We start from the raw sequence: 20,466 nt of genomic DNA on the forward strand, positions 1-20,466 counted from the left end.
GACATGGGTCTTCTCGGCCTCCTCGTCGGGCTCGCCCTGCTCGTCCTGTTCGCTTTTCGCGGCTGGAGCGTGCTTCTGCTGGCGCCGTTTGCAGCGCTCGTTGCCGCGTTGTTCGGCGGCGAGCCGCTGCTTGCGAACCTGACCCAGGTGTTCATGGTGCATGCGGCGGGATTTCTGGCCCAGTTCTTCCCGATCTTCCTGCTTGGCGCGGTCTTCGGCAAGCTGATGGACGATAGCGGCGCGGTCACGTCGGTCGCCGCCTTCATGGCGGAGCGCCTCGGCGAGCGTCGCGTGATCCTGGCGGTGGTGCTCGCCGGTGCCGCGGTGACCTATGGCGGCGTCAGCCTGTTCGTTGCATTTTTCGTCATCGTCCCCATGGCCCGCTCGCTGTTTCACGCGGCTTCGATCCCGCGTCGCCTGATCCCGGCTGCGATTGTGCTGGGGACGTCGACCTTCACCATGTCGGCCTTGCCGGGCACGCCGTCGATCCAGAATGCGATCCCGATGCCGTTCTTCGGCACGACGCCGTTCGCAGCGCCAGGTCTCGGCATCATCGCCTCGCTCATCATGCTCGTGACAGGGTTGTGGTGGCTGCACCGCGCTGAAGCCGCAGCGCGCCGCGCCGGAGAAGGCTATGGCGACGACATCGAGGGCGCGACCGAGCGCGCCGCCGCCGACGAGCTCGTGCGCGAGCGCGCCACGACCGCGCGCGAGTTCGATCCGGCGGAACTCCAGCACGGTCAGCGCAGCGAGCGGCCGTCGCCCGTGTGGAGTGCGATCGCGCCGCTGATCGTGGTCGTCATCGTGAATTTGGTGATGTCGCTCGTGGTGCTGCCGCGGCTCGATGTCAGCTATCTCGCCGAGCAGCGTTTTGGTGAAACGACGCTCGCGGCCGTCGCAGGCGTGTGGTCGGTCGCGGTCGCGCTGACTGCGGCCATCGTCACGACCATCGTGCTGAACCGGGCCCGCCTGCCGGCGCTTCGCCGCACCATGGACGCCGGGGCCAATGCATCCGTCCTGCCCGCGTTCAGCGTCGCCAGCCTCGTCGGGTTCGGCGCGGTCGTCGCCTCGCTGCCGGCGTTCACGATCGTGCGCGACTGGGTGCTTGCGATCGAAGGCGGACCCCTGGTCTCGCTAGCGGTTGCGACCAACATCCTGGCCGCGCTGACCGGGTCGGCGTCAGGCGGCCTGACCATTGCGCTGGACGCGCTCGGCCAGACCTATGTCGAGCTCGCCGCGCGCACCGGCATCGCCCCTGCGTTGATGCACCGCGTCGCGGTGATCGGCTCGGGGACGCTCGACATCCTGCCGCACAATGGCGCAGTGGTCAGCCTGCTCGCGATCTGCGGCCTGACGCACCGCGACAGCTATTTCGACATCGTGATGGTCGGCATCGCGACGTCGCTGCTGGCGCTGGTGGCTGTGATCGCCCTGGGCAGCGCGCTGGGATCGTTCTGAAGGAAGGCCAGCGCAAGCGATTGACGGAAGGGCGAAGGTTGCATTGAATGCGGCCAACCGTCGGATACAAAAATAGGGAAAGCCAGGGTGGAAACGATGACGCGAAAGAACGCGAAGCGGTGTGCATTGCTCGTGGGTGCGGCGGTCGCGCTGAGTGCGAATGCCGTGTCGGCGGCGACGCTGGCGGAGGATGCGGAGATGGTCTGCAAAAGCCTCGCTGGCGGCGCCGATGCCGTGAAGATCGTTTCCGCGACATTGCTGGCGCCGTCGCAACTGGCTGTCGCCGAGCGCGGGCCGACGCCGTCTGGGCGCATCACGCCGGCCAATCCCGGTTTCTGCAAGGTGCTGGGTCACATCGACCCAACCGATCCCAAGGCGCCGCCGATTAAATTCCAGGTCAACCTTCCCGTCGAATGGAACGGGCGCTCCGTTCAGTATGGCGGTGGGGGCTTTAACGGCGTGCTGATCACCGGCCTTGGGCTGCCGCCGGCCTATCCGTTCGACAAGCCGTCGCCGCTGGCGCGCGGCTTCGTCACCTACGGCACCGATTCCGGCCATGAGTCCAAGCCAGGCGAGCCGCCGCAACTGTTCGCGCTGAATGACGAAGCCTTCGAGAATTTCGCCCACCGTGCCTACAAGAAGGTGCGCGACGCCGCGGTTGGGCTGATGGAGCGCACATACGGCAAGAAGCCGGAAAAAATGTACTTCATGGGCTCGTCCGAGGGCGGCCGCGAAGGCCTCACCATGGCGCAGCGTTACCCTGATGATTTCGATGGCATCTTCGCCCGCGTGCCCGTGATCAACTGGGTCGGCCTGCAGCATGCCGGCACGCGCTCGGGGCTCGCGACCATGGGCGAGGGCTGGATCAATCCGGCGCAGGTCAAGCTCGTGGCCGATTCCGTGCGGCAGGCTTGCGACAAGGCCGACGGCTCCGATAATGCGCTGGTGCAGGACCCCGTAGCCTGCAAGGCAGCGTTCAAGGTCGAGACGCTGCGTTGTGCGGCGGGCCAGAGCGGCGATCAGTGCCTCACCGATGCACAGATCAAGGCCGTGAACACGCTGCACGGGACCTACAAATTCCCGTTCGCGCTCGCCAACGGGCTCGACGATTATCCGGGCTGGGGCGTGTCGGGCGAGGATGCGGCGGCGATCGGACCGACCGGTGGCTGGGTGGCGTGGTGGCTTGGCACAGCGCCACCCGCGCAGCCGCCTGCCCCCAACAACGGCATCGCCTGGATCTACGGCGCCGGCGGCATTCAACATGTGTTCGCACGCGATCCCAAGCTCGACGTCACCACCTACAAGGTCGAGGAGCACAAGGCGCGGCTGCTAGAGGTCTCGAGCCTGATGGATTCGACCGATCCGGATCTCAGCCGTTTTCGCGGACGCGGCGGCCGGCTGATCATGCTCGAGCACATGGCCGACTATGCGCAGAGCCCCTATGCCGGCATCCGCTATTTCGAAAGCGTCGAGCGCAAGCTCGGCAAGGCCGAGACGGCGGAATTCGCGCGGCTCTACACCGCCCCCGGCGTCGACCATGTCGGCTCCGGCGCGCCGGCCAATGTCGACATGCTGAGCGCATTGGTCGACTGGGTCGAGAAGGGCAAGGCGCCCGGCGATCTCGAAGTTAGCGAGCAGAAGGTCGAGGCGCCGTCGTTTGCCGTGTTGCGCGCGATGCCGCTGTGCCGCTGGCCGTCCTGGCCGCGTTACAAGAGCGGCCCGGTCACGGAGGCGTCCAGCTTCACCTGCGCGCCGTGAGGCGGCTCTTCACCTCTCCCGCTTGCGGGGAGAGGTCGGATCGCTCTTGCGATCCGGGTGAGGGGGTACAGGTCCCTCGACGATCTCACGTGTGGAGAGAGGCCCCTCACCCCGACCTTCTCCCCGTAAGAACGGGGAGAGGGGGAAGAAGAGCCTAATGCACCGGCCCACCGGCCGCCTTCACGCGCCGCGTCAGCAGCACCGCGATCGCGGCGATCACCAGCACGATGCCGATCACGGCAAAGGCGTCGGAATAGCCCATCACCAGCGCCTGGCGCTTGACCGTCTTGCCGAGCGCGATGATGGCCTGCTCGCGCGCGGCGTGGGGGTCGGGCACGCCGTGGGCCATGAAGTAATCCGTCATCTGCGCGATGCGGGTGCGGACTTCCTCGCGGCCGAGCGTGACCGACTGGCCGATGATGTTGGAGTGGAACTGCTCGCGCTTGGTGATGATGGTCGCGAGCGTCGCCGTGCCGATCGCGCCGCCGAGATTGCGGAACATGTTGCTGATGCCGGAGGCCGCGGCCGCGTCCTGCGGCGCGATGCCGCCTGTCAGCACCGAGGTCAGCGGCGTCAGCACCATGGCCTGTCCCACGGCACGCACGATGTTCGGAATCCAGAGCTGGTCGCCGGCATAGTCCGGCGACATCGCCGTGTTCATGAAGCAGCTATAGGCGAAGATCAGAAGGCCGGTGATCGCGATATAGCGCGTGTCGAAGCGTTGCATCAGCTTCGGGATCAGCGGGATCAGCACGAGCTGCGGCAGGCCGGTCCAGGCCAGCACGTTGCCGATCTGCTCGGCGTTGTAGCCCTGCGCCTGGCCGAGATAGGCGGGCAGGATATAGACCGAGCCGAACAGCGCGAAGCCGACCATCGTCATCGCAATGGTGCCGAAGCCGAAATTACGCTGCGTCAGGAGACGCAGCCGGATCAGTGGCTTCTCGATCGTGAGCTCGATCGTGACGAACAGCGTGAGGCTGACGGCCGCGATGATCGCCAGCTTGACGATGAAGGGCGAGGAAAACCAGTCATCCTTGTTGCCCTCCTCCAGCACGGCCTGCAGTGCCGACAGCCCGATCGCCATGGTGAAGATGCCGGCCCAGTCGCCTTCCTTCAACAGGCTGAGCTGCATCTTCTGCTTCTCCAGCGTCAGATAGAGCGCGGCCACCATCACCGCGGTCGGAATCACGTTGACGAAGAAGATGGTACGCCAGCCGTAGTTCTCGGTGAGATAGCCGCCGATGGTCGGGCCGATCGCGGGGGCGAAGGTGACGGACAGTGCGAAGATCGCAAGACCGACGGGCTGCTGCGGCTTCGGCAGCTTGGTCAATACGAGCGTGAACGCCATCGGGATCAGCACGCCGCCGGCAAAGCCCTGCAGGCCGCGCATCGCGATCATCGACGGCAAATCATGGGTGAAGGCGCAGGCGACCGAGAACGCCGCGAACAGCGTCGCGCTCGCCAGCATGTAGCGGCGGAACGAGAACACGCGGCTCAAATAGTCGGTCAGGGGGATCACGATGATCTCGCCGATCAGATACGACGTCGAGATCCAGGAGCCGTTGTCGGCGCCGGTTCCGATGCCGCCCTCGATGTTGGCCAGCGAGGCGTTGGTGATCTGGATGTTCAGGATCGCCATGAACGAGCCGATCATGGCGGCGAGCACGGCGATCCAGATCGCGGCACTCGCGCGGTTCGGGTCGGCTATTGCCGGATCAGGCGTCGCGGCCGGTGTTGCTGGCGTCGAAAGTGAGAGGCTGTTTGACATGGCACGACCCTCCGGAAACGAGCTTCGCCTTTACGTTTGCCTTGGGCGCCGCGGCCGCATTGGCGGTCGGCGCGGTCGAACGTGTTGCAATGGTTGGGATCACGGACATGCCGGGGCGCAGCGCGATCGCGGGACCGTGCGCGGCATCGAGCGCGATCTTGACGGGGATGCGTTGCACCACCTTGGTGAAATTGCCGGTGGCGTTGTCGGGCGGCAGCAGCGCGAATTCCTGGCCGCTCGCCGGCGCGATGGAATCGACGTGGCCGTGCACGACCTGACCCGGGAAGGTGTCGACCTCGATATCGACGGCCTGGCCGGCCTGCACGTGGGTCAGCTGCGTCTCCTTGAAATTGGCGACGACATAGGCGCCCTCGGCCGGCACGATCGCCATCAGCTGGGTGCCCGCCTGCACGAACTGGCCGACGCGCAAGGAGCGGTTGCCGACCACGCCGTCGATCGGGGAGACGATCGTGGTGTAGCCCAGATTGAGCTCGGCCTGACGCTGGAGTGCGGCCGCGCGTGCGGCGGCGGCCCTGGCTTGCAATATCTCGGCGTTGAGGAGATCGACCTGCTTCAAGGCGGAGGTGAGATTGGCGATATCGCGCTGGATCGCCGCGTCTGCGCCGGCGTCGCGCGCTTGCGCCTGCTGCGCGTTCTGCACGCTGCCGAAACCCGTTGCCGCGAGATCGGTGTAGCGCTTGTTCTCCTGCTTCGCGAAAACCTTCGCGGCATTGTCGACATCGATGGTCGCTCTTGCCGCCGCGATCACGGCTTGCTGGACCTCGAGCTGCGCTTGCTTGCTCGTCACCGTCGCATTCGCGGCGGCGACATCGGCCTTGGCCTGGTCGAGCGCGACCCGGAAGTCGCGATCGTCGATCCTGGCGAGTACCTGGCCGGCCTTCACATGCTCGTTATCGCCGACCAGGACGCGGTCGAGGTAGCCGCTGACCTTTGGCGCGATGGTGGTGTTGTCGGCCTTCACATAGGCGTCATCGGTGGAGACGAGGTACTGCCCAACGGTCCAGTAGTCGTAGCCGTACCAGCTCGCGCCGGCCAGCGCGACGATCGTCGCACCCATCAGCAACAGCTTGCGGAGATTGAGTTTTTGCCGGCGGATGCCGGTCGGGGCGGTGGGCAGCACGCCCTCCGGCACGGTTGCTGGAATAGCGGTTTGGGTCGCAGCGGATGGGGTGGTGTGGACGGACATGGCCGGCTCCCCTGAATTAGGAAACTTGACGATTTCCAAAATGAGACTAGCTTTGGAATTGTCAATGGAATGACAGGCGTCATCTAAAAGCATGGCTCAGGCAAAACCTTCAGGTGAATGCCGCCCCCGCGGGCGGCCGCAACTGCGCAGCGACGAGGAGACGAGGCGGATCGTCTTCGATGCAGCGCGCAACGCCTTCGCCGTCGACGGCTATGCCGCGACCAGCACCGAAGAGCTGGCACGTCGCGCCGGCGTCTCGACCAAGACGCTCTATCGCCTGTTTCCGGGCAAGGCCGCACTGTTCGAGGCGATGTGCGCGGACAGGCTCGAGCGGCTGCTCTCCGCCGTGGATCTGCAAGGAAGCGACGAGGTCGATATCGCGACGGGCCTGCGTGCCGCGCTGCTGGCCTGCGCCGATCTCGCACTCGATCCGGAGGTCGTGGCGCTGCAGCGCATGGTGCTGCAGGAATCCGCCGCGTTCCCCGAGCTCGCCGCCAACTTCTACAACAACGGCATTTCCCGCACCGTCAGGACGCTCGCGGGCTGGCTGCGCGTCCAGGTCAAGCGCAAGCGCATCGCCATCGATGATGCGGAGGAAGTTGCCGGCATGCTGATCGGCATGGTCGCATCGGCGCCGCAGCGCGCGGCGATCTATGGCGACATGCCGCTGCCGTCACGCAAGCAGATCGAGCGCCGCGTGCAGACCTGCGCGGCCCTGTTCCTCGATGGCTGCCGCGCCCCCGTAGCCGTCTCCCTTTGACAATCCGGTTCGGCTCGGCTATCTATTTCGCATGCGAAATAAAGAAGCCGCAGCGAGGCATCATCGGCTTATTTACCTCCTGAACGTCGCGCAACGCCGTTTGCAGCGCTGGATGGCGGCGCAGCCGCAGAACGAGGTCACGCCGGCGCAGGCGGGGCTGTTGTTCATCCTCGGCAAGCAGGACGGCGTGCTGATGGGCGAGGCAGGCGCGGCGCTCGACATGGGGCCGGCCGGAATTTCAGGGCTCGTCGATCGCAGTGCTGCGGCGAGGCTGGTCGAGCGGCGGGCCGATCGCGAGGACGGCCGGGCCTGGCGCGTATGGCTGACGCCGAAGGGGCGCACCGTGCTGGCGCAGGCGAAGACTGACGCGGCGCAGATCAACGCCGCGTTGACGGACGGATTTACCAGCGCGGAGATCGACATCGTCGCGCGCTGGCTGACCAGCATTCAGGACAAGTTTCCAAGACCTTCAGACGACTAAAGGAGAGACCCATGACCGAGCACGTCCGGATCGAGAACAACAATGGAATTCTCACCATCACGCTGGCGCGCCCCGACAAGAAGAACGCGCTGACGGATGCGATGTACGGCAAGCTCGCCGACACCATCGAATCCGCCGAGTTCGATCCGTCCACCCGCGTGGTCCTGATCCGCGGCGAGGGTGACATGTTCACCGCCGGCAACGATGTCGGCGAATTCGCCGCCGTCGCAGCCGGCAAGTCCGAAGGCAGCCGCAACGTCGTGCGCTTCATCCAGTCGCTGGCGCGCTGCACCCGGCCGCTGGTCGCGGCCGTGCAGGGCCGCGCCGTCGGCGTCGGCACCACGATGCTGCTGCATTGCGACCTCGTCGTGCTCGCCGACAATGCGCAATTGTCGACGCCCTTCGTCAGCCTCGCGCTGGTGCCGGAGGCCGCCTCGAGCCTGCTGATGCCGGCACGCATCGGCTACGCCCGCGCCTACGAGATGTTCGCGCTGGGCGAGACCGTACCGGCCCGGTCGGCGCTGGAATGGGGCCTTGCCAATCGCGTGGTGCCGCTCGACAAGCTCGATGCCGAGGCGCTTGCGCTCGCGCAGCGGCTCGCTCGCCAGCCGGCCGGCGCGCTTACTGCGACCAAGAAGTTGATGCGCAACGGCGAGGCGCTGGTCGCACAGATGCAGGCCGAAGGCGAGCAATTCGCGCAGCGTTTGCGCACGGCGGAAGCACGCGAGGCCTTCACCGCCTTCGCCGAGCGCCGGCCGCCGGATTTCACCAAGGTTGCCTGATTTCGCTAGTCTTAAACCGCTTACAGACCGGGCACTTCCGGCAATTTGACTAAAACCTTAACCGATCCTTGGCATGTCGCGATGCAGGGTGGCCGGCAGTACAATGCAGGCCCCCTGACTCATGGCAATGTTTAAGAAATCGGTAAGCTCGCTTCTCCTGACCTTGATGGCCCTGCTGGCCGCCGGTGCGCTGGCCTCTACGGCGATCCAGATGTTCGGAGCGTTCGGTCGCTACAGCGACAGTCTCGAGACGGCGCGGCTCGCCGCTGCCGACAAGGCGATCTTCCATGGCGTGCTCGCGTTGCGCAACAATCGTGGCGATGCCCAGAGCGCCATCCTTGGCGAGGACGATCCCAAGGCAAAACTCGCTGAAGCCGAGAAGGCCGAGCAGGGCGGCTATGAAGGGATCAGCGCCGCGCTCTCGACCGTCGATTTCGCACGCCGCGACGAGCTCGCCAGCACGCTGAAGCAGCGCTGGAACGAAGCCGCGCCGCAATTCCAGCTGTTCTACGACGAGGCCAAGCTTCCGCGCGCCGAGCGCAAGATGGAGCGGACCAATTCCTGGTACGACGCCGTCACCAAGGTCATCGACACAGCGAACCTCGCCTCCACCGCGGTGTCGAACCGCGCCTGGATGAACGATCCCTACATCGCCCGCATGATCCAGGTCCGCCGCTTCGCCTGGCAGGTGCGCGACCGTTATGGGGTCCATTGTTCGTCGCTTCGCTCGAACATCAACAGCAGCAAGCCGCTCGACGACGTTCAGAAGCGGTCGGTGGCGCAATGGGATGGCACGATCACCTCCGGCTGGGCGGGCATGGCCGAGTTGCTGGCTGCGCCCGACGTGACGGCGGAGCTGGTGACGGCAGCGTCGGACGCGAAGACCAAGACCGATGGCGTCCTGAAGCAGATCGGCGATCTCACCAAGAATCTCGACGGCAGCGGCAAGCCCGCGATGCCTGCCTCGGAGTGGAATACGCTCTGCCAGTCGCCGTTCCCGCTCATTGTCGGGGTCGCGACCAAAGCGCTGGATCAGTCGATCGCGCGTGCCGAGGCCGTGCAGACCAAGGCGCTCACCAACCTCATCGTGCAGTCGCTCGCGTTTCTGCTCGCGCTCGCCGTGACCCTCGCCGGCGTCTACGTGGTGCGCAATCGCCTGATGCGCCCGGTCCGCGCCATCCTCGACGCCATCGCGCGAATCGGCGCCCGTGATTATGCGACGCCCGTGCCGCGATCCCGATATCCCGACGAGTTCGGCACCATGGCTGCCGCGCTCGAGAGCCTGCGCGAGAGCGCGGCGACCGCCGAGCGGCTGGGCCAGGAACGCGAATCGCAGCAGGCGTTGCAACTCGCCCGCTCCGGCACCGTGGACGACGCATGCCGCAGCTTCGACGACACCGTGCAGGCGGTGATCCACAGTGTCGCGGCGTCGGCGAGGGAGCTCGATGCCACCGCGACCGATGTGCGCACGCTGGTATCAGAGTCGACCAGCCAGACCGCGGCAGTCTCTTCCGCAGCCGAGCAGGCCACCAACAATCTCGAGACCATCGCGGCCGCGACCGAGGAACTCTCCGCATCCGTCGGCGAGATCTCCGCACAGGTGCAGTTGAGCGCCCGCGAGGCGCGCGAGGCGGTGTCGCAGGCCGAGCGGACCAACGCGACGGTCGAGATCCTCGATCAGACCGCGAGCCGGATCGGCGAGGTCGTGAAGATGATCAACGCCATCGCCGGCCAGACCAATCTCCTGGCGCTGAACGCGACCATCGAGGCGGCGCGTGCGGGCGAGGCCGGCCGCGGCTTTGCCGTGGTCGCCGGCGAGGTCAAGAGCCTCGCCGCGCAGACCGCAACCGCAACCGAAGAAATCTCGCGCCAGGTCGAGGAGATCCAGAGCGCGACGGGCCAGGCCGTGACCGCCATCCGCTCGATCGGGGGCGCCATCAGCGGCATCGACGAGAAGATGACGGCGATCGCAGCCGCCGTCGAGGAGCAGCGCGCGGCCACCACCGAGATCTCGCGCAACTTCCAGCAGGCCGCTCAGGGCACCCGCGAGGTCACCGACACCATCGGCAGCGTCGCGAGACTCAACCAGGAAACCGGCAACGCCGGCACGGTGCTGTCCGAATCCGTGAAGAAGATGTCGGGCGATACCGATCGTCTTCGCGTCGCGGTCGAAGGCTTTTTGGGGGCCGTGAAGACCGCATAACTTCGATCGTCATCCGTCTGGGCGTCGCGCGAACGGCATTGCCGCCGCTTCACGCGGCGGGTACATCTGTGCCGCTGCGGGAGTGCAGCAACAGACGTATCAAGGATGGAGAGTTCGATGCCGGTCACCCCACACAAGGCCCAGCGCCCCTATCGCGGCGTGTTCCCGGTTGCGCCCACCATCTTCGACGAGCGCGGCGAGCTCGACCTCGAGGGCCAGCGCCGCTGCATCGATTTCGTGATCGATGCGGGCTCGAACGGTCTCTGTATCCTCGCCAATTTCTCCGAGCAGTTCGTGCTCACCGATGCCGAGCGCGAAACCGTGATGCATGCGGTGCTGGAGCATGTCGCGGGCCGGGTTCCCGTGATCGTCACCACCACGCATTTCAGCTCGGCCGTCTGCGCCGCACGCAGCCAGCAGGCGGAGGCGGCGGGGGCCGCCATGGTGATGGTGATGCCGCCCTATCACGGCGCGACCTTCCGCGTGCCCGAGAAGGGCATCGTCGAATTCTTCAAGGTGCTCTCGGGCGCGATCAACATTCCCGTCATGATCCAGGACGCGCCTGTCGCCGGAACGCCGCTGTCGGTCGAGCTGCTCGCGCGGCTGGCGCGCGACTTCGCCAACATCCGCTATTTCAAGATCGAGGTGCCGGGCGCGGCGGCAAAGCTGCGCAGCCTGATCGAGGCGGGCGGCAAGGATATCGAAGGCCCGTGGGATGGCGAGGAAGCCATCACGCTGCTCGCCGATCTCGACGCCGGCGCCACCGGCGCGATGACGGGCGGCGGCTATCCCGACGGCATCCGCCAGATCATCGATCCCTATTTCGCCGGCAAGCGCGAGGAGGCAAAGGCCGCCTATGAGCGCTGGCTGCCGCTGATCAACTACGAAAACCGCCAATGCGGCCTGATCGCCTGCAAGGCCATGATGCAGGCCGGCGGCGTGATCAAATCGGACACCGTGCGGCATCCGCTCCAGCCGCTGCACCCGGCGACGCGGGCAGGGCTGCTGGAGCTCGCCAAGGAGCGGGATGCGCTGGCGTTGCGGTGGGGGAAGTAGCGCCGTACCCACTCGGTAGTCGCCAGGTCTCTCGGCAGTCCCCGCCTACGCGGGGACGATGCCGAGTGTGAGGTGCGCGCTGGCCTGATCCCGCCGGTTTCCGTCTGGCTGAGGGCGTCGAATTAGCGCGGTTCGGGCGGTTTTCCGCACGCCGGCGATGACATATTGTACGCTCCTTGCACGCTCGCCAACCAGGTCCGCGGAGCTTCTCAAGACGTCGCTGAGCAGCTCTTCATTATGCCGCTATTCCGAGCCAGGTTGGAGCGAGCCGACGAAACAGGGAGGCAGTGCCATGACGATGAGGCCGGATCCCACCTTTCACGCATCGCCCAAGCTGGCGATGGAAGCACCAGCGGAGAACTTTGCATACACGTTGCTGCTCAGTCCGGATTTCTCAAAGCCGGATGCTCTCGCGGTCATCGACGTCAAGCCGGGATCGCCGACCTACAGCCAAATCGTCCACACGGTGACGATGCCCAACAAGGGCGATGAGTTTCATCACTTCGGCTGGAACGCCTGCTCCTCCGCCTTGTCGCCGCTCGCGGGACATGCCTTCATCGAGCGGCGCTATCTCATCATCCCCGGGATACGCTCGTCGCGGATCTACATCATCGATACCAAGCCCGATCCGACCAAAGCCAAAATCCACAAGATCATCGAGCCCGAGGAAATCTTCAAGAAGACCGGCTACTCGCGGCCGCATACCATCCATTGCGGGCCGGACGGCGTCTATGTGAGCACGCTGGGCGGCGGCGGCAAGGACGGCACCAACGGGCCTCCAGGCGTCTTCATCATGGATTGCGAGACGTTCGAGGTCCTTGGGCGGTGGGAGATCGACCGCGGTCCGCAGACGCTGCACTATGATTTCTGGTGGAACCTGCCGCGCGACTACATGGTGACGAGCGAATGGGCGTTGCCGCCGCAGTTCGAGAACGGGATCGTCGCGGAAGATCTGCTGGCGAACAAATATGGCCATCGTCTCCACTTCTGGGATCTCCGCGCCCGTCGCAACGTGCAGACCATCGACCTCGGCGCCAATCATCAGATGGCGTTGGAGGTGCGGCCCGCGCACGATCCGGTTCGCGAATACGGCTTCGTTGGCGTTGTGGTCGACACCACCAACCTCGAAGCATCGATCTGGACCTGGTGGCGCGAAGGCGGAAAATTCCACGCGGAGAAGACGGCGACGATTCCGCCCGAACCCGCGCCAAAGGAGCAGCTCCCGCCGCTGCTGCAGGGATTTGGCGCCGTGCCGCCGCTGGTGACCGACATCGACCTGTCGATGGATGACCGGTTTCTCTATGTCTCGTGCTGGGGCACGGGTGAAATGCGCCAGTACGATGTGAGTGATCCGCGAAAGCCGAAGCTTGCGGGCTCGGTTCACATCGGCGGCATCGCGCGCCGCACGCCCCATCCGAACGGCAAGGCATTTGCGGCCGGTCCGCAGATGGTCGAGATCAGCCGCGACGGCAAGCGCGTGTACTGGACCAATTCGCTGTATTCCACCTGGGATGACCAATTCTATCCCGATGGGGTTCCGGGCGTGGAAGTCATGGCCAATGTCGGTCGCGACGGCGGCCTCGAGCTCGCCAAGGACTATTTCGTGAGCTTCCCCGACGGATATCGCGCGCACCAGATTAGGCTGGAGGGCGGCGATTGTTCGACGGACTCCTTTTGCTACCCGTCGGCCTAGGCTGGCAGCACGGGAGTTGGCCGCTCGGCTGGCTGTGGCTCGCTCTTGTTGCGAGCGGTCTTTATCACGGGGTCAATCCGGGAATGGGATGGCCGCTCGCCGTGTCGGCCGGGCTCATGGACAAGAGCCCGCGCGCGCTGTTCCGCGCGTTGTGGGCTCTGGCGGCCGGACATCTCCTGGCAACACTTCTCGTGCTGCTGCCATTTGCGTTCCTGCTCGTGCTGGCCGAGTGGCAGCGTTCGATCCAGCTCGGCGCGAGCCTTCTCGTCATCGGCTTCGGCGTCTATCGGCTGATCGAGCGACGCCATCCGCGCACGCTGGCACGAATTCCGCCGACGCAATTGGCGCTCTGGTCATTCGCCGTTGCCATTGCTCACGGCGCGGCCTTGATGCTCGTGCCGATCTATCTCGGGCTCTGCCAGGCCTTCGAGCTCGATGCCGGCCATGAGGCGGCGGGCGCGCTGATGAAGGCAAGTCTTCTGAAGACAAGTCTCGGGATGGCGGTGCTGGTGTCCCTGGTGCACGTTGTCGCCATGGTCAGTGCCGGCGGGTGTCTGGCGTGGCTGGTCTACCGCTATCTGGGATTGAGGTTCGTCGCGCGAAGTTGGTTCAATCTGGATGCAATCTGGGCAACCAGCCTCATTCTGGTTGGCGCCGTGGCGCTCGCCTTCAATCTCGCGAGCTGGCGCTGAGGCCTACTTCGCCAACGCCCACTCGCCGACAAAGCGGAAGCGCGCCCTGGCATCATCCTGCTTGAACAGCGCGATCCGGTCGATCGCCAGCGTCTCGAGACCGAGCGCCGAAAACCTCGCGCGCAACATCTCCAGGATCGGCCCGCGCCGCTCCGCATCCAGCCGTCCCGTCAGCGTCATGTGGAAGCGGAATTCTTCCATCACGTACGGGTAACCCCAGCGGTCGAGATAGTCGCGTTGCCGCTCGGTGAGTTTGTCGGGCTTGCGCCGCGCGCGGTCTTCCGCCGTCATGGGCGCGCGGAAGTCGTCGAATTCGCGGACGCAATCGGCGGCAAGCTGCTGGAGCGTACCCACGGGCTCGGTCGGAATCACCGCAATGAAGCCGCTGATGGAGTCGACGACCGGACGGATTGACGGCATCGGCCGCGCCTTGCCGGCAAAGGCGGCGCAGACTGCGATGAGCTCGGCTTCAGTCCTGCCGGGCGCCAGCGCCATCGGCGCCTTCAGCGTGCCGTGGAAGCCGTATTTGCGGGGATCGGCCGTGACGTCGCGCCAGTCCGGCGCAACACGCGATGCGTCGGCTGGGAACGGCATCTCGTCGCCGGTGTAGACATCGTAGCCGAGCAACTCGGCGCCGAAGCGGGAGAGGGCGCTGTCGGCGCCGGCGGCAAAATAGATCGCGTAGCGGGGAAAATCTGTCATCGTCCGAGCATAACCGGTTCAGGCCGCAACGACAGCCTCGCGCGGCGTCGCCGCCGCAGCGAGCAGTCGCGTCGCATCGGTGAGATGCACGAGCTTTCCGCCTGATACCACCGCGATCAGCCGCGGCCGCAGCGGCACGCTGTCGTCGACCAGCAGCATGTCGGCGCGGCGTCCTTCCGCGAGCACGCCGCGATCGGCAAGGCCGGTCGCGCGCGCTGGTCCCGCAGAGACCAGATCCCAGGCCTTCGGCAGCGGCAGCACGCCGTCGGCGACAAGGCGGAACGCGGCGAGCAGCTGCGCGGGATAGTAATAGTCCGACGCCAGCACCGAGCAGAGCCCCTTCGCGATCATGTCGGATGCCCGGGTCCAGCCGGTATGGCTGCCGCCGCGCACGACGTTCGGCGCACCGTAGACGATGGCATCGCCCGCGGACGCGGCCGCCCGCGCGGTCTCCTCGTTGATCGGAAACTCCGCGATGTCAGCGCCCAACTCGCGAAACTCCTGCCGCATCGCCGGCGTCGCATCGTCATGCGAGAGCATCCGCACCTCGGCTGCGCGAGCAGTTGCGGCAAGCCGCGACACGGAAGCCGGCACTTCACTGGCCCGCGAAAGCACACGCTCGACCAGCCGGTCGAATTCCTCGCCCGAGAGGCCGGTGCGCTCGACCATGCGGTTGCGCTTGCGCGGCTTGGCCATGTCGGCAACGGTGCCGTCCATGTGGTCGTTGAAGGCGAACAGGTCGACGCGGCCCTCGGCGAGCCACTGGCCGATCTCGGCCTCTGCATCGAGATTGTAGGTCTCGTGCCGCAGGTGGAAACGGGTATCGGCGGCGAATTGCGGGCGCTGCCGCTCGATCGCCTCCATCAGGGTGCGCGCATTGCCGGCGCTGCGCAGGCCCGGCTCCCACGAACAGGTCGTGGCGTGAAACACCGTGGTGATGCCGTTGCTGATCGCCTGGCGGTCACTGTCGGCGAGCGCGACGTCGATCGGGAAGTCGACGCCGGCGCGCGGCATCATCTGCCGCTCGAAGGCATCGCCATGCAGATCGACGATGCCGGGCAGCACCAGCAGGTTGCGCGCATCGATCGCCAGCCGCGCACGGCCGCGAGAGGCATCGACCTGCGCAATGTCCGCGCCGGACACCAGAATGGAAGTTTCGACGAGCTCGGAGCCGATCAGGGCCCGGCCGCCCTCAAGGAAGATGTCTGTCAAGCGACCGCGCTTCGTTTGCTGGCAGGGGAACGGGTGAGGGAGCTTGCCCGTGCTTCATATGCCGAGAGGAAATCTTCAATCCCGAGCTTGCGGAAATCGGGCAGTGCTTCACGCAATTTGTCGTGATCCCAGTCCCACCAGGCGAGTCGGGCCAGCCGTCCGGCGACGTCTTCCGAGAACCGCCGCCGCACGATGCGCGCCGGATTGCCGGCGACGATGGTGTAGGCCGGCACGTCCTTGGTGACGATGGCGCCCGCCGCGATCACCGCGCCGGTGCCGATGTTGCGGCCGGGCAGCACGATCGCGCCATGGCCGATCCAGACGTCGTGGCCAATATGGACGTGATGCTGGCGCCGCCAGTCGAAGAACTCGGTGTCGTCGCTCTCGCCTTCGAAGTAGGCGCTGGAACGATAGGTGAAATGCGCCTGCGTCGCGCGATGCATCGGATGATTGCCGGGATTGATGCGGGTCATCGCCGCGATCGAGCAGAATTTTCCGATCGTGGTGTAGGTGATCTGGGCGTCGTTCACGACATAGGAGTAATCGCCCATCGCGACTTCAGTGAGGATCGTGCGCGCACCGACTTCGGTATAGGTGCCGAGCCTGGTCTCATGCAGCTTCGCCGAAGGGTCGATGGTCGGTTGAACCGAGAGCGTTTTGCCGGCCATGCTGCATCCGATAGGTCGAGGGCGGGCGTACCTCTTCGAGCGGCCTGATGACAATGTCATGACGATGCGATGACAGGGGAAGAGGTGTGTAGGATCGCCGCACCGCAACGCCGGTGTCACACAAGTGTCAAGTGCCAGCGCTAGCGGTGGCAGCCAGCTACTCTGGAGCCCTCTATGCTGGTGGTTGAAGGTCTGACGTGCCGCTTCGGCGCAAAAGCCGCGGTGGACGACGCTTCGTTTCAAATCTCCCCCGGCGGCTTCGTCGGTGTGATCGGGCGCTCCGGCGCCGGCAAGTCGACCATGCTGCGCATGATCAATCGCCTGGCGACGCCGACGCAGGGCCGCATCCTGTTCGACGGCCTCGACGTCACCGCGCTGCGCGGCAAGGAGCTGCGGCAGTGGCGGGCGCGCTCGGCGATGATTTTCCAGCAGTTCAACCTGGTCGGCCGGCTCGATGTGCTCACCAACGTGCTGATGGGGCGTCTTGCCACGATGCCGGCCTGGCGCTCGCTGACGCAGACCTGGCCCGAGCACGACAAGGCGCTGGCGATGTCGGCGCTCGAACAGTTCGATATCGCCTCACTCGCCGCCCAGCGCGCCGACCAGCTCTCCGGCGGCCAGCAGCAGCGTGTTGCGATCGCCCGCGCGCTGGTGCAGCAGCCCGACATCATCCTCGCCGACGAGCCGATCGCCTCGCTCGACCCGCGCAACACCAAGATCGTGATGGATGCGCTGCTGCGCATCAACAAGCATTTCGGCATCACCGTGCTCTGCAACCTGCATTCGCTCGATCTGGCGCGCAGCTATTGCGATCGCCTGATCGGCATGGCGCAGGGGCGCGTGGTGTTCGACGGCGCGCCGGCCGAATTGACCGACCACGTCGCGCGCGAGCTCTACGATCTCGAAGCCTCCGACGTCATGGGCGGAATGCCTGTGCCGGCGCCTGAAGGCGTGCCGGCGCTCGGAACGGCCGCGGCCGCCTGAGCTGCGCCTGTAACTGCCAATTTTTGCGTCAACCGACCCCAACCGATGAAGAGGGTATCATGATCACTCGCAGACTGGTTCTTGCCGGCGCCGCCGCGCTCGCGTTCACGACTTCGGCCTCCGCCGACGACTGGAAAGCCAAATATCCCGAACTGACCTTCGCGGTCATTCCGGCGGAAAACGCCTCGGGCGTGACCGAGCGCTGGGCGCCGTTCATGAACTATCTCTCCAAGGAATTGGGCGTGAAGGTCACGCTGCGCATCGCCAACGACTACGCCGCCGTCATCGAGGGCCAGCGCGCCGGCAACATCCATATCGCCAGCTACGGCTCGGCGTCGTTCGCCCGCGCCCGTCTGACCGGCGTCAAGACCGATGCCTTCGCCAACGACATCAACGCCGACGGTTCGACCGGCTACTACTCGGTGTTCTTCGTCAAGGCGAGCAGCCCCTACAAGAGCGTCGACCAGCTCAAGGGCAAGAACCTCGGCCTCGTCGACCCGAACTCGACCTCCGGCAACAATGTGCCGCGCTTCGAGCTCGACAAGATGGGCATCACGGATGCCGACACCTATTTCAGCAAGGTCGTCTTCACCGGTAGCCACGAGAACGCGATCCTGGCGCTGGCGCAGGGCACGGTCGACGTTGCGGCCAACCAGTGGACCAGCGATGACGATTCCACGCTGGCGCAGATGCTGACCAAGGGCATGCTGAAGAATGCCGACGGCTCGCCGATGAAGAAGGACGATTTCCGCATCATCCACAAGTCGGCGCCGATCATCAACGGCCCCTACGCCTACAATTCCGACCTGCCGGAAGATGCCAAGGCGGCGATCGCCAAGGCGTTCTTCGACGCGCCGGCCAAGGACAAGGCGGCCTTCGATCGCCTCCAGGACGGCCAGAAGAAGGGTTTCCATCCCGCCACCACCAAGGACTGGGATGGCACGATCGAGCTGATCAAGTTCGTCGATGCACTGCGTAAGAAGAAGGCGTCCTGAGTTTCGGGACGATAGCACTGGAGCCGGGTCGATGGACCCGGCTCTTTCTCTTTGATCGACCACCTTCCCTGGCCAGATGACCGTCGCGGTTTCGATCCTCCCCGAGCAGCAGCTCGCCGTGCTGAACGCGGCCTATCGCCAGGCGGTCGCGCGCAAGCGGCTCCGACTCCTGTTGGGGCTGGTGATCTTTGCCGCAGCGCTATTTCTTGCCGCGATCGGCGCGGAAGTGAACCTGCGCACCTTCTTCGCCCATTTCGGCAATTTCATCAGCTATTTCGACCGCATTCTCACGCTCGAGAGCGGCCAGCGGGTCTGGACCGATGCCGGCGAATGGCTGTGGGGCTGGCGCAAATGGCTGAAGATGCTGGGCGAGACGTTGCTGATCTCCTATGTCGGCACGCTGATCGGCGCGACCTTGGCCTTCGCCTTGAATTTCTTCGCGGCTGAGAACACCTCACCGTTGCCCTGGCTGCGCTTCGTGGTGCGCCGCCTGCTCGAATTCGCCCGCACCGTGCCGGGCATCGTCTTCGCGCTGATCTTCGTGATCGCCTTCGGCCTCGGGCCGATGGCCGGCGTGCTCGCGATCGCGATCCACTCCACCGGCGCGCTCGGCAAGTTGTTCTCCGAGATCGTTGAGAATGCCGACATGAAGCCGGTTGAAGGCATCCGCTCGACCGGCGCGAGCTGGCTCTCCTGCATGCGCTTCGCCGTGGTGCCGCAGGTGACCGCGGGCTATGCCAGCTATGCGCTGCTGCGCTTCGAGATCAACGTCCGCGAGGCCTCGGTCATGGGCTTCGTCGGTGCCGGCGGCATCGGCCAGGAGCTCGTCGTCGCCATCCGCAAGTTCTATTACTCCGACGTCAGTGCCATCCTGCTCACCATCATCATCACGGTCTTCATCATCGACATCAGCACGGGCTGGCTGCGCGGCCGTCTGTTCGGCAAGGAGGCGCGGACGTGACGAGACCGCAGGAGGTCGACACGCGAGAGCTTCGCGCACGCTACCCCGATGTGTTCGACCGCCCCGCCTCGGCGCGGCTCGCGATGCCGGCGATGATCGTCGCGGCGTTTGCGATTCTGGTCTACGGCCTCGTCGATCTCGACTTCTCGCCGTCGCGATTCTTTGCAGGGCTGAGCCAGCTCGGCTGGATCAGCCTGATGATGATCCCGCCCGATCCTGGTTCCTCGCTGCCGGTCTATCTGAAGGCGCTGGGCGAGACGCTGTCGATCGCGCTGCTCGGCACGACGCTGGCGGCGGTGTTCGCGCTTCCGGTCAGCCTGCTGGCCGCGCGCAACGTCATACCCTCGCAGATCCTGCGTTTTCCGGTTCGCCGCTTCCTGGATTCGATCCGCGGCGTGGACACCCTGATCTGGGCGCTGGTCTGGATCAATGTCGTCGGCCTCGGCCCGTTCGCCGGTGTGCTGGCGATTGCCGTGTCGGATTTCGGTGCGTTCGGAAAACTGTTCTCGGAGGCGATCGAAGGCGCCGACCAGAAGCAGGTCGAAGGCGTCCGCGCCTCCGGCGGCAGTGCTTTGCACGAAATCCGCTTCGGCCTGCTGCCGCAGGTGCTGCCCGTGATCGCCGGCCAGGTGCTCTATTTCATCGAATCCAACACGCGCTCGGCAACGATCATCGGCATCGTCGGCGCCGGCGGCATCGGCCTCCAGCTCGCCGAGCAGATCCGCGTGCTGGAATGGCAGCGGGTGTCGTTCCTGATCCTGATGATTCTGGTCGCCGTCGCCGCGATCGATTTCATCTCGAGCAAGTTGCGGTTTGCGATCATTGGGCGCAGGGCGGTGGCGTAGCTTTCTTCCTTCTCCCCTTGTGGGAGAAGGTGGCGCGAAGCGCCGGATGAGGGGTCTGCCTCCTCAAACTCAGATCGGTGTTTGCAGAGACATACCCCTCACCCGTCTCGTCGCTTCGCGACGAGCCACCCTCTCCCACAAGGGGCCTGTTGCGTAATTCGTCAATTGTGATTCCCTAGGGCAAAGCCTTGGAGGGTAGCGATGGCGGTCAAGCGGACGGGACAGCCGAGCTTTGTGGAAG

At 65.5% G+C, this 20,466-nt stretch carries 18 protein-coding genes; 13 read left to right on the forward strand and 5 right to left on the reverse strand.

Annotated features, from left to right (window positions below; genetic code table 11):
- The first annotated feature begins 3 nt into the window (after nt 1-3).
- Nucleotides 4-1,458 (forward strand): GntP family permease, encoded by a 1,455-nt coding sequence (locus tag CT676_RS29870; RefSeq protein ID WP_085400026.1) that lies wholly within the window; start codon nt 4-6, stop codon nt 1,456-1,458.
- Between the two features lie 96 nt (nt 1,459-1,554).
- Nucleotides 1,555-3,216, forward strand: a complete 1,662-nt coding sequence (locus tag CT676_RS29875; RefSeq protein WP_085400028.1) for a tannase/feruloyl esterase family alpha/beta hydrolase — start codon at nt 1,555-1,557, stop codon at nt 3,214-3,216.
- 154 nt (nt 3,217-3,370) lie between these two features.
- Here the strand turns inward: CT676_RS29875 and CT676_RS29880 are convergent, their stop codons facing one another.
- Both CT676_RS29880 and CT676_RS29885 read right to left on the reverse strand, forming a co-directional pair.
- Nucleotides 3,371-4,984, reverse strand: coding sequence for an MDR family MFS transporter (locus tag CT676_RS29880; RefSeq protein WP_085400030.1), 1,614 nt, complete (start codon nt 4,982-4,984; stop codon nt 3,371-3,373).
- The gene (locus tag CT676_RS29885) at nt 4,932-6,191 is read right to left on the reverse strand and encodes an HlyD family secretion protein (protein ID WP_085400031.1); all 1,260 of its coding nucleotides are present in this window, start codon (nt 6,189-6,191) and stop codon (nt 4,932-4,934) included. Before CT676_RS29885 ends, CT676_RS29880 begins: the two co-directional genes overlap by 53 nt.
- A gap of 91 nt (nt 6,192-6,282) precedes the next feature.
- Between CT676_RS29885 and CT676_RS29890 the strand changes: the two genes are divergently transcribed.
- From CT676_RS29890 to CT676_RS29920, 7 genes are all read left to right on the forward strand, one after another.
- Complete coding sequence (locus CT676_RS29890; protein WP_085400033.1) at nt 6,283-6,951, forward strand: TetR/AcrR family transcriptional regulator; 669 nt, start codon at nt 6,283-6,285, stop codon at nt 6,949-6,951.
- Between the two features lie 31 nt (nt 6,952-6,982).
- On the forward strand, nt 6,983-7,432 hold the full coding sequence (locus CT676_RS29895) for a MarR family winged helix-turn-helix transcriptional regulator (RefSeq protein WP_085400034.1): 450 nt from the start codon (nt 6,983-6,985) through the stop codon (nt 7,430-7,432).
- An 11-nt stretch (nt 7,433-7,443) separates the two neighbouring features.
- Nucleotides 7,444-8,214, forward strand: a complete 771-nt coding sequence (locus CT676_RS29900; protein ID WP_085400036.1) for an enoyl-CoA hydratase — start codon at nt 7,444-7,446, stop codon at nt 8,212-8,214.
- 121 nt (nt 8,215-8,335) lie between these two features.
- Nucleotides 8,336-10,417 (forward strand): methyl-accepting chemotaxis protein, encoded by a 2,082-nt coding sequence (locus CT676_RS29905; RefSeq protein ID WP_135215954.1) that lies wholly within the window; start codon nt 8,336-8,338, stop codon nt 10,415-10,417.
- A gap of 117 nt (nt 10,418-10,534) precedes the next feature.
- Complete coding sequence (locus CT676_RS29910; RefSeq protein WP_135215955.1) at nt 10,535-11,473, forward strand: dihydrodipicolinate synthase family protein; 939 nt, start codon at nt 10,535-10,537, stop codon at nt 11,471-11,473.
- Nucleotides 11,474-11,765: 292 nt separating this feature from the next.
- The gene (locus CT676_RS29915) at nt 11,766-13,166 is read left to right on the forward strand and encodes a selenium-binding protein SBP56-related protein (protein WP_071909224.1); all 1,401 of its coding nucleotides are present in this window, start codon (nt 11,766-11,768) and stop codon (nt 13,164-13,166) included.
- A gap of 83 nt (nt 13,167-13,249) precedes the next feature.
- Entirely contained in the window at nt 13,250-13,858 is a 609-nt protein-coding gene (locus CT676_RS29920) for a hypothetical protein (RefSeq protein WP_085965313.1), read from the forward strand.
- 3 nt (nt 13,859-13,861) lie between these two features.
- On the opposite strand, the gene CT676_RS29925 is transcribed toward CT676_RS29920, so the two are convergent.
- Genes CT676_RS29925 through CT676_RS29935 form a run of 3 tightly spaced genes read right to left on the reverse strand, consistent with a single transcriptional unit; the run spans nt 13,862 to nt 16,440 of the window.
- Nucleotides 13,862-14,560 carry a DUF1045 domain-containing protein gene (locus tag CT676_RS29925; RefSeq protein WP_085400041.1) on the reverse strand — a complete coding sequence of 233 codons (699 nt, stop codon included), beginning with the start codon at nt 14,558-14,560 and terminating at the stop codon, nt 13,862-13,864.
- A gap of 18 nt (nt 14,561-14,578) precedes the next feature.
- Nucleotides 14,579-15,772, reverse strand: coding sequence for an alpha-D-ribose 1-methylphosphonate 5-triphosphate diphosphatase (locus tag CT676_RS29930; protein ID WP_085400043.1), 1,194 nt, complete (start codon nt 15,770-15,772; stop codon nt 14,579-14,581).
- On the reverse strand, nt 15,769-16,440 hold the full coding sequence (locus CT676_RS29935) for a chloramphenicol acetyltransferase (protein WP_085400045.1): 672 nt from the start codon (nt 16,438-16,440) through the stop codon (nt 15,769-15,771). The genes CT676_RS29930 and CT676_RS29935 overlap by 4 nt, the downstream gene beginning before the upstream one ends.
- Nucleotides 16,441-16,614: 174 nt before the next feature.
- Between CT676_RS29935 and phnC the strand changes: the two genes are divergently transcribed.
- The 4 genes from phnC (at nt 16,615) to phnE (CT676_RS29955) (ending at nt 20,225) form a co-directional block, all read left to right on the forward strand.
- Nucleotides 16,615-17,424, forward strand: a complete 810-nt coding sequence (gene phnC / locus CT676_RS29940) for a phosphonate ABC transporter ATP-binding protein (protein WP_085400046.1) — start codon at nt 16,615-16,617, stop codon at nt 17,422-17,424.
- A 59-nt stretch (nt 17,425-17,483) separates the two neighbouring features.
- Entirely contained in the window at nt 17,484-18,419 is a 936-nt protein-coding gene (gene phnD, locus CT676_RS29945; RefSeq protein ID WP_063979768.1) for a phosphonate ABC transporter substrate-binding protein, read from the forward strand.
- 76 nt (nt 18,420-18,495) lie between these two features.
- Complete coding sequence (phnE, locus tag CT676_RS29950; protein ID WP_085400048.1) at nt 18,496-19,380, forward strand: phosphonate ABC transporter, permease protein PhnE; 885 nt, start codon at nt 18,496-18,498, stop codon at nt 19,378-19,380.
- The gene (gene phnE, locus CT676_RS29955) at nt 19,377-20,225 is read left to right on the forward strand and encodes a phosphonate ABC transporter, permease protein PhnE (protein WP_085400050.1); all 849 of its coding nucleotides are present in this window, start codon (nt 19,377-19,379) and stop codon (nt 20,223-20,225) included. Before phnE (CT676_RS29950) ends, phnE (CT676_RS29955) begins: the two co-directional genes overlap by 4 nt.
- The last annotated feature ends 241 nt before the right edge of the window (nt 20,226-20,466 follow it).

Source organism: Bradyrhizobium sp. MOS001 (genome assembly GCF_004634465.1).
Lineage (GTDB): Bacteria > Pseudomonadota > Alphaproteobacteria > Rhizobiales > Xanthobacteraceae > Bradyrhizobium > Bradyrhizobium barranii.

Coding starts and splice junctions, on each gene's coding strand:
- CT676_RS29870 (WP_085400026.1), top strand. CDS start 4: ATGGGTCTTCTCGGCCTCCTCGTCGGGCTCGCCCTGCTCGTCCTGTTC.
- CT676_RS29875 (WP_085400028.1), top strand. CDS start 1,555: ATGACGCGAAAGAACGCGAAGCGGTGTGCATTGCTCGTGGGTGCGGCG.
- CT676_RS29880 (WP_085400030.1), bottom strand. CDS start 4,984: ATGTCAAACAGCCTCTCACTTTCGACGCCAGCAACACCGGCCGCGACG.
- CT676_RS29885 (WP_085400031.1), bottom strand. CDS start 6,191: ATGTCCGTCCACACCACCCCATCCGCTGCGACCCAAACCGCTATTCCA.
- CT676_RS29890 (WP_085400033.1), top strand. CDS start 6,283: ATGGCTCAGGCAAAACCTTCAGGTGAATGCCGCCCCCGCGGGCGGCCG.
- CT676_RS29895 (WP_085400034.1), top strand. CDS start 6,983: ATGCGAAATAAAGAAGCCGCAGCGAGGCATCATCGGCTTATTTACCTC.
- CT676_RS29900 (WP_085400036.1), top strand. CDS start 7,444: ATGACCGAGCACGTCCGGATCGAGAACAACAATGGAATTCTCACCATC.
- CT676_RS29905 (WP_135215954.1), top strand. CDS start 8,336: ATGGCAATGTTTAAGAAATCGGTAAGCTCGCTTCTCCTGACCTTGATG.
- CT676_RS29910 (WP_135215955.1), top strand. CDS start 10,535: ATGCCGGTCACCCCACACAAGGCCCAGCGCCCCTATCGCGGCGTGTTC.
- CT676_RS29915 (WP_071909224.1), top strand. CDS start 11,766: ATGACGATGAGGCCGGATCCCACCTTTCACGCATCGCCCAAGCTGGCG.
- CT676_RS29920 (WP_085965313.1), top strand. CDS start 13,250: ATGGGATGGCCGCTCGCCGTGTCGGCCGGGCTCATGGACAAGAGCCCG.
- CT676_RS29925 (WP_085400041.1), bottom strand. CDS start 14,560: ATGACAGATTTTCCCCGCTACGCGATCTATTTTGCCGCCGGCGCCGAC.
- CT676_RS29935 (WP_085400045.1), bottom strand. CDS start 16,440: ATGGCCGGCAAAACGCTCTCGGTTCAACCGACCATCGACCCTTCGGCG.
- phnC (WP_085400046.1), top strand. CDS start 16,615: ATGCTGGTGGTTGAAGGTCTGACGTGCCGCTTCGGCGCAAAAGCCGCG.
- phnD (WP_063979768.1), top strand. CDS start 17,484: ATGATCACTCGCAGACTGGTTCTTGCCGGCGCCGCCGCGCTCGCGTTC.
- phnE (WP_085400048.1), top strand. CDS start 18,496: ATGACCGTCGCGGTTTCGATCCTCCCCGAGCAGCAGCTCGCCGTGCTG.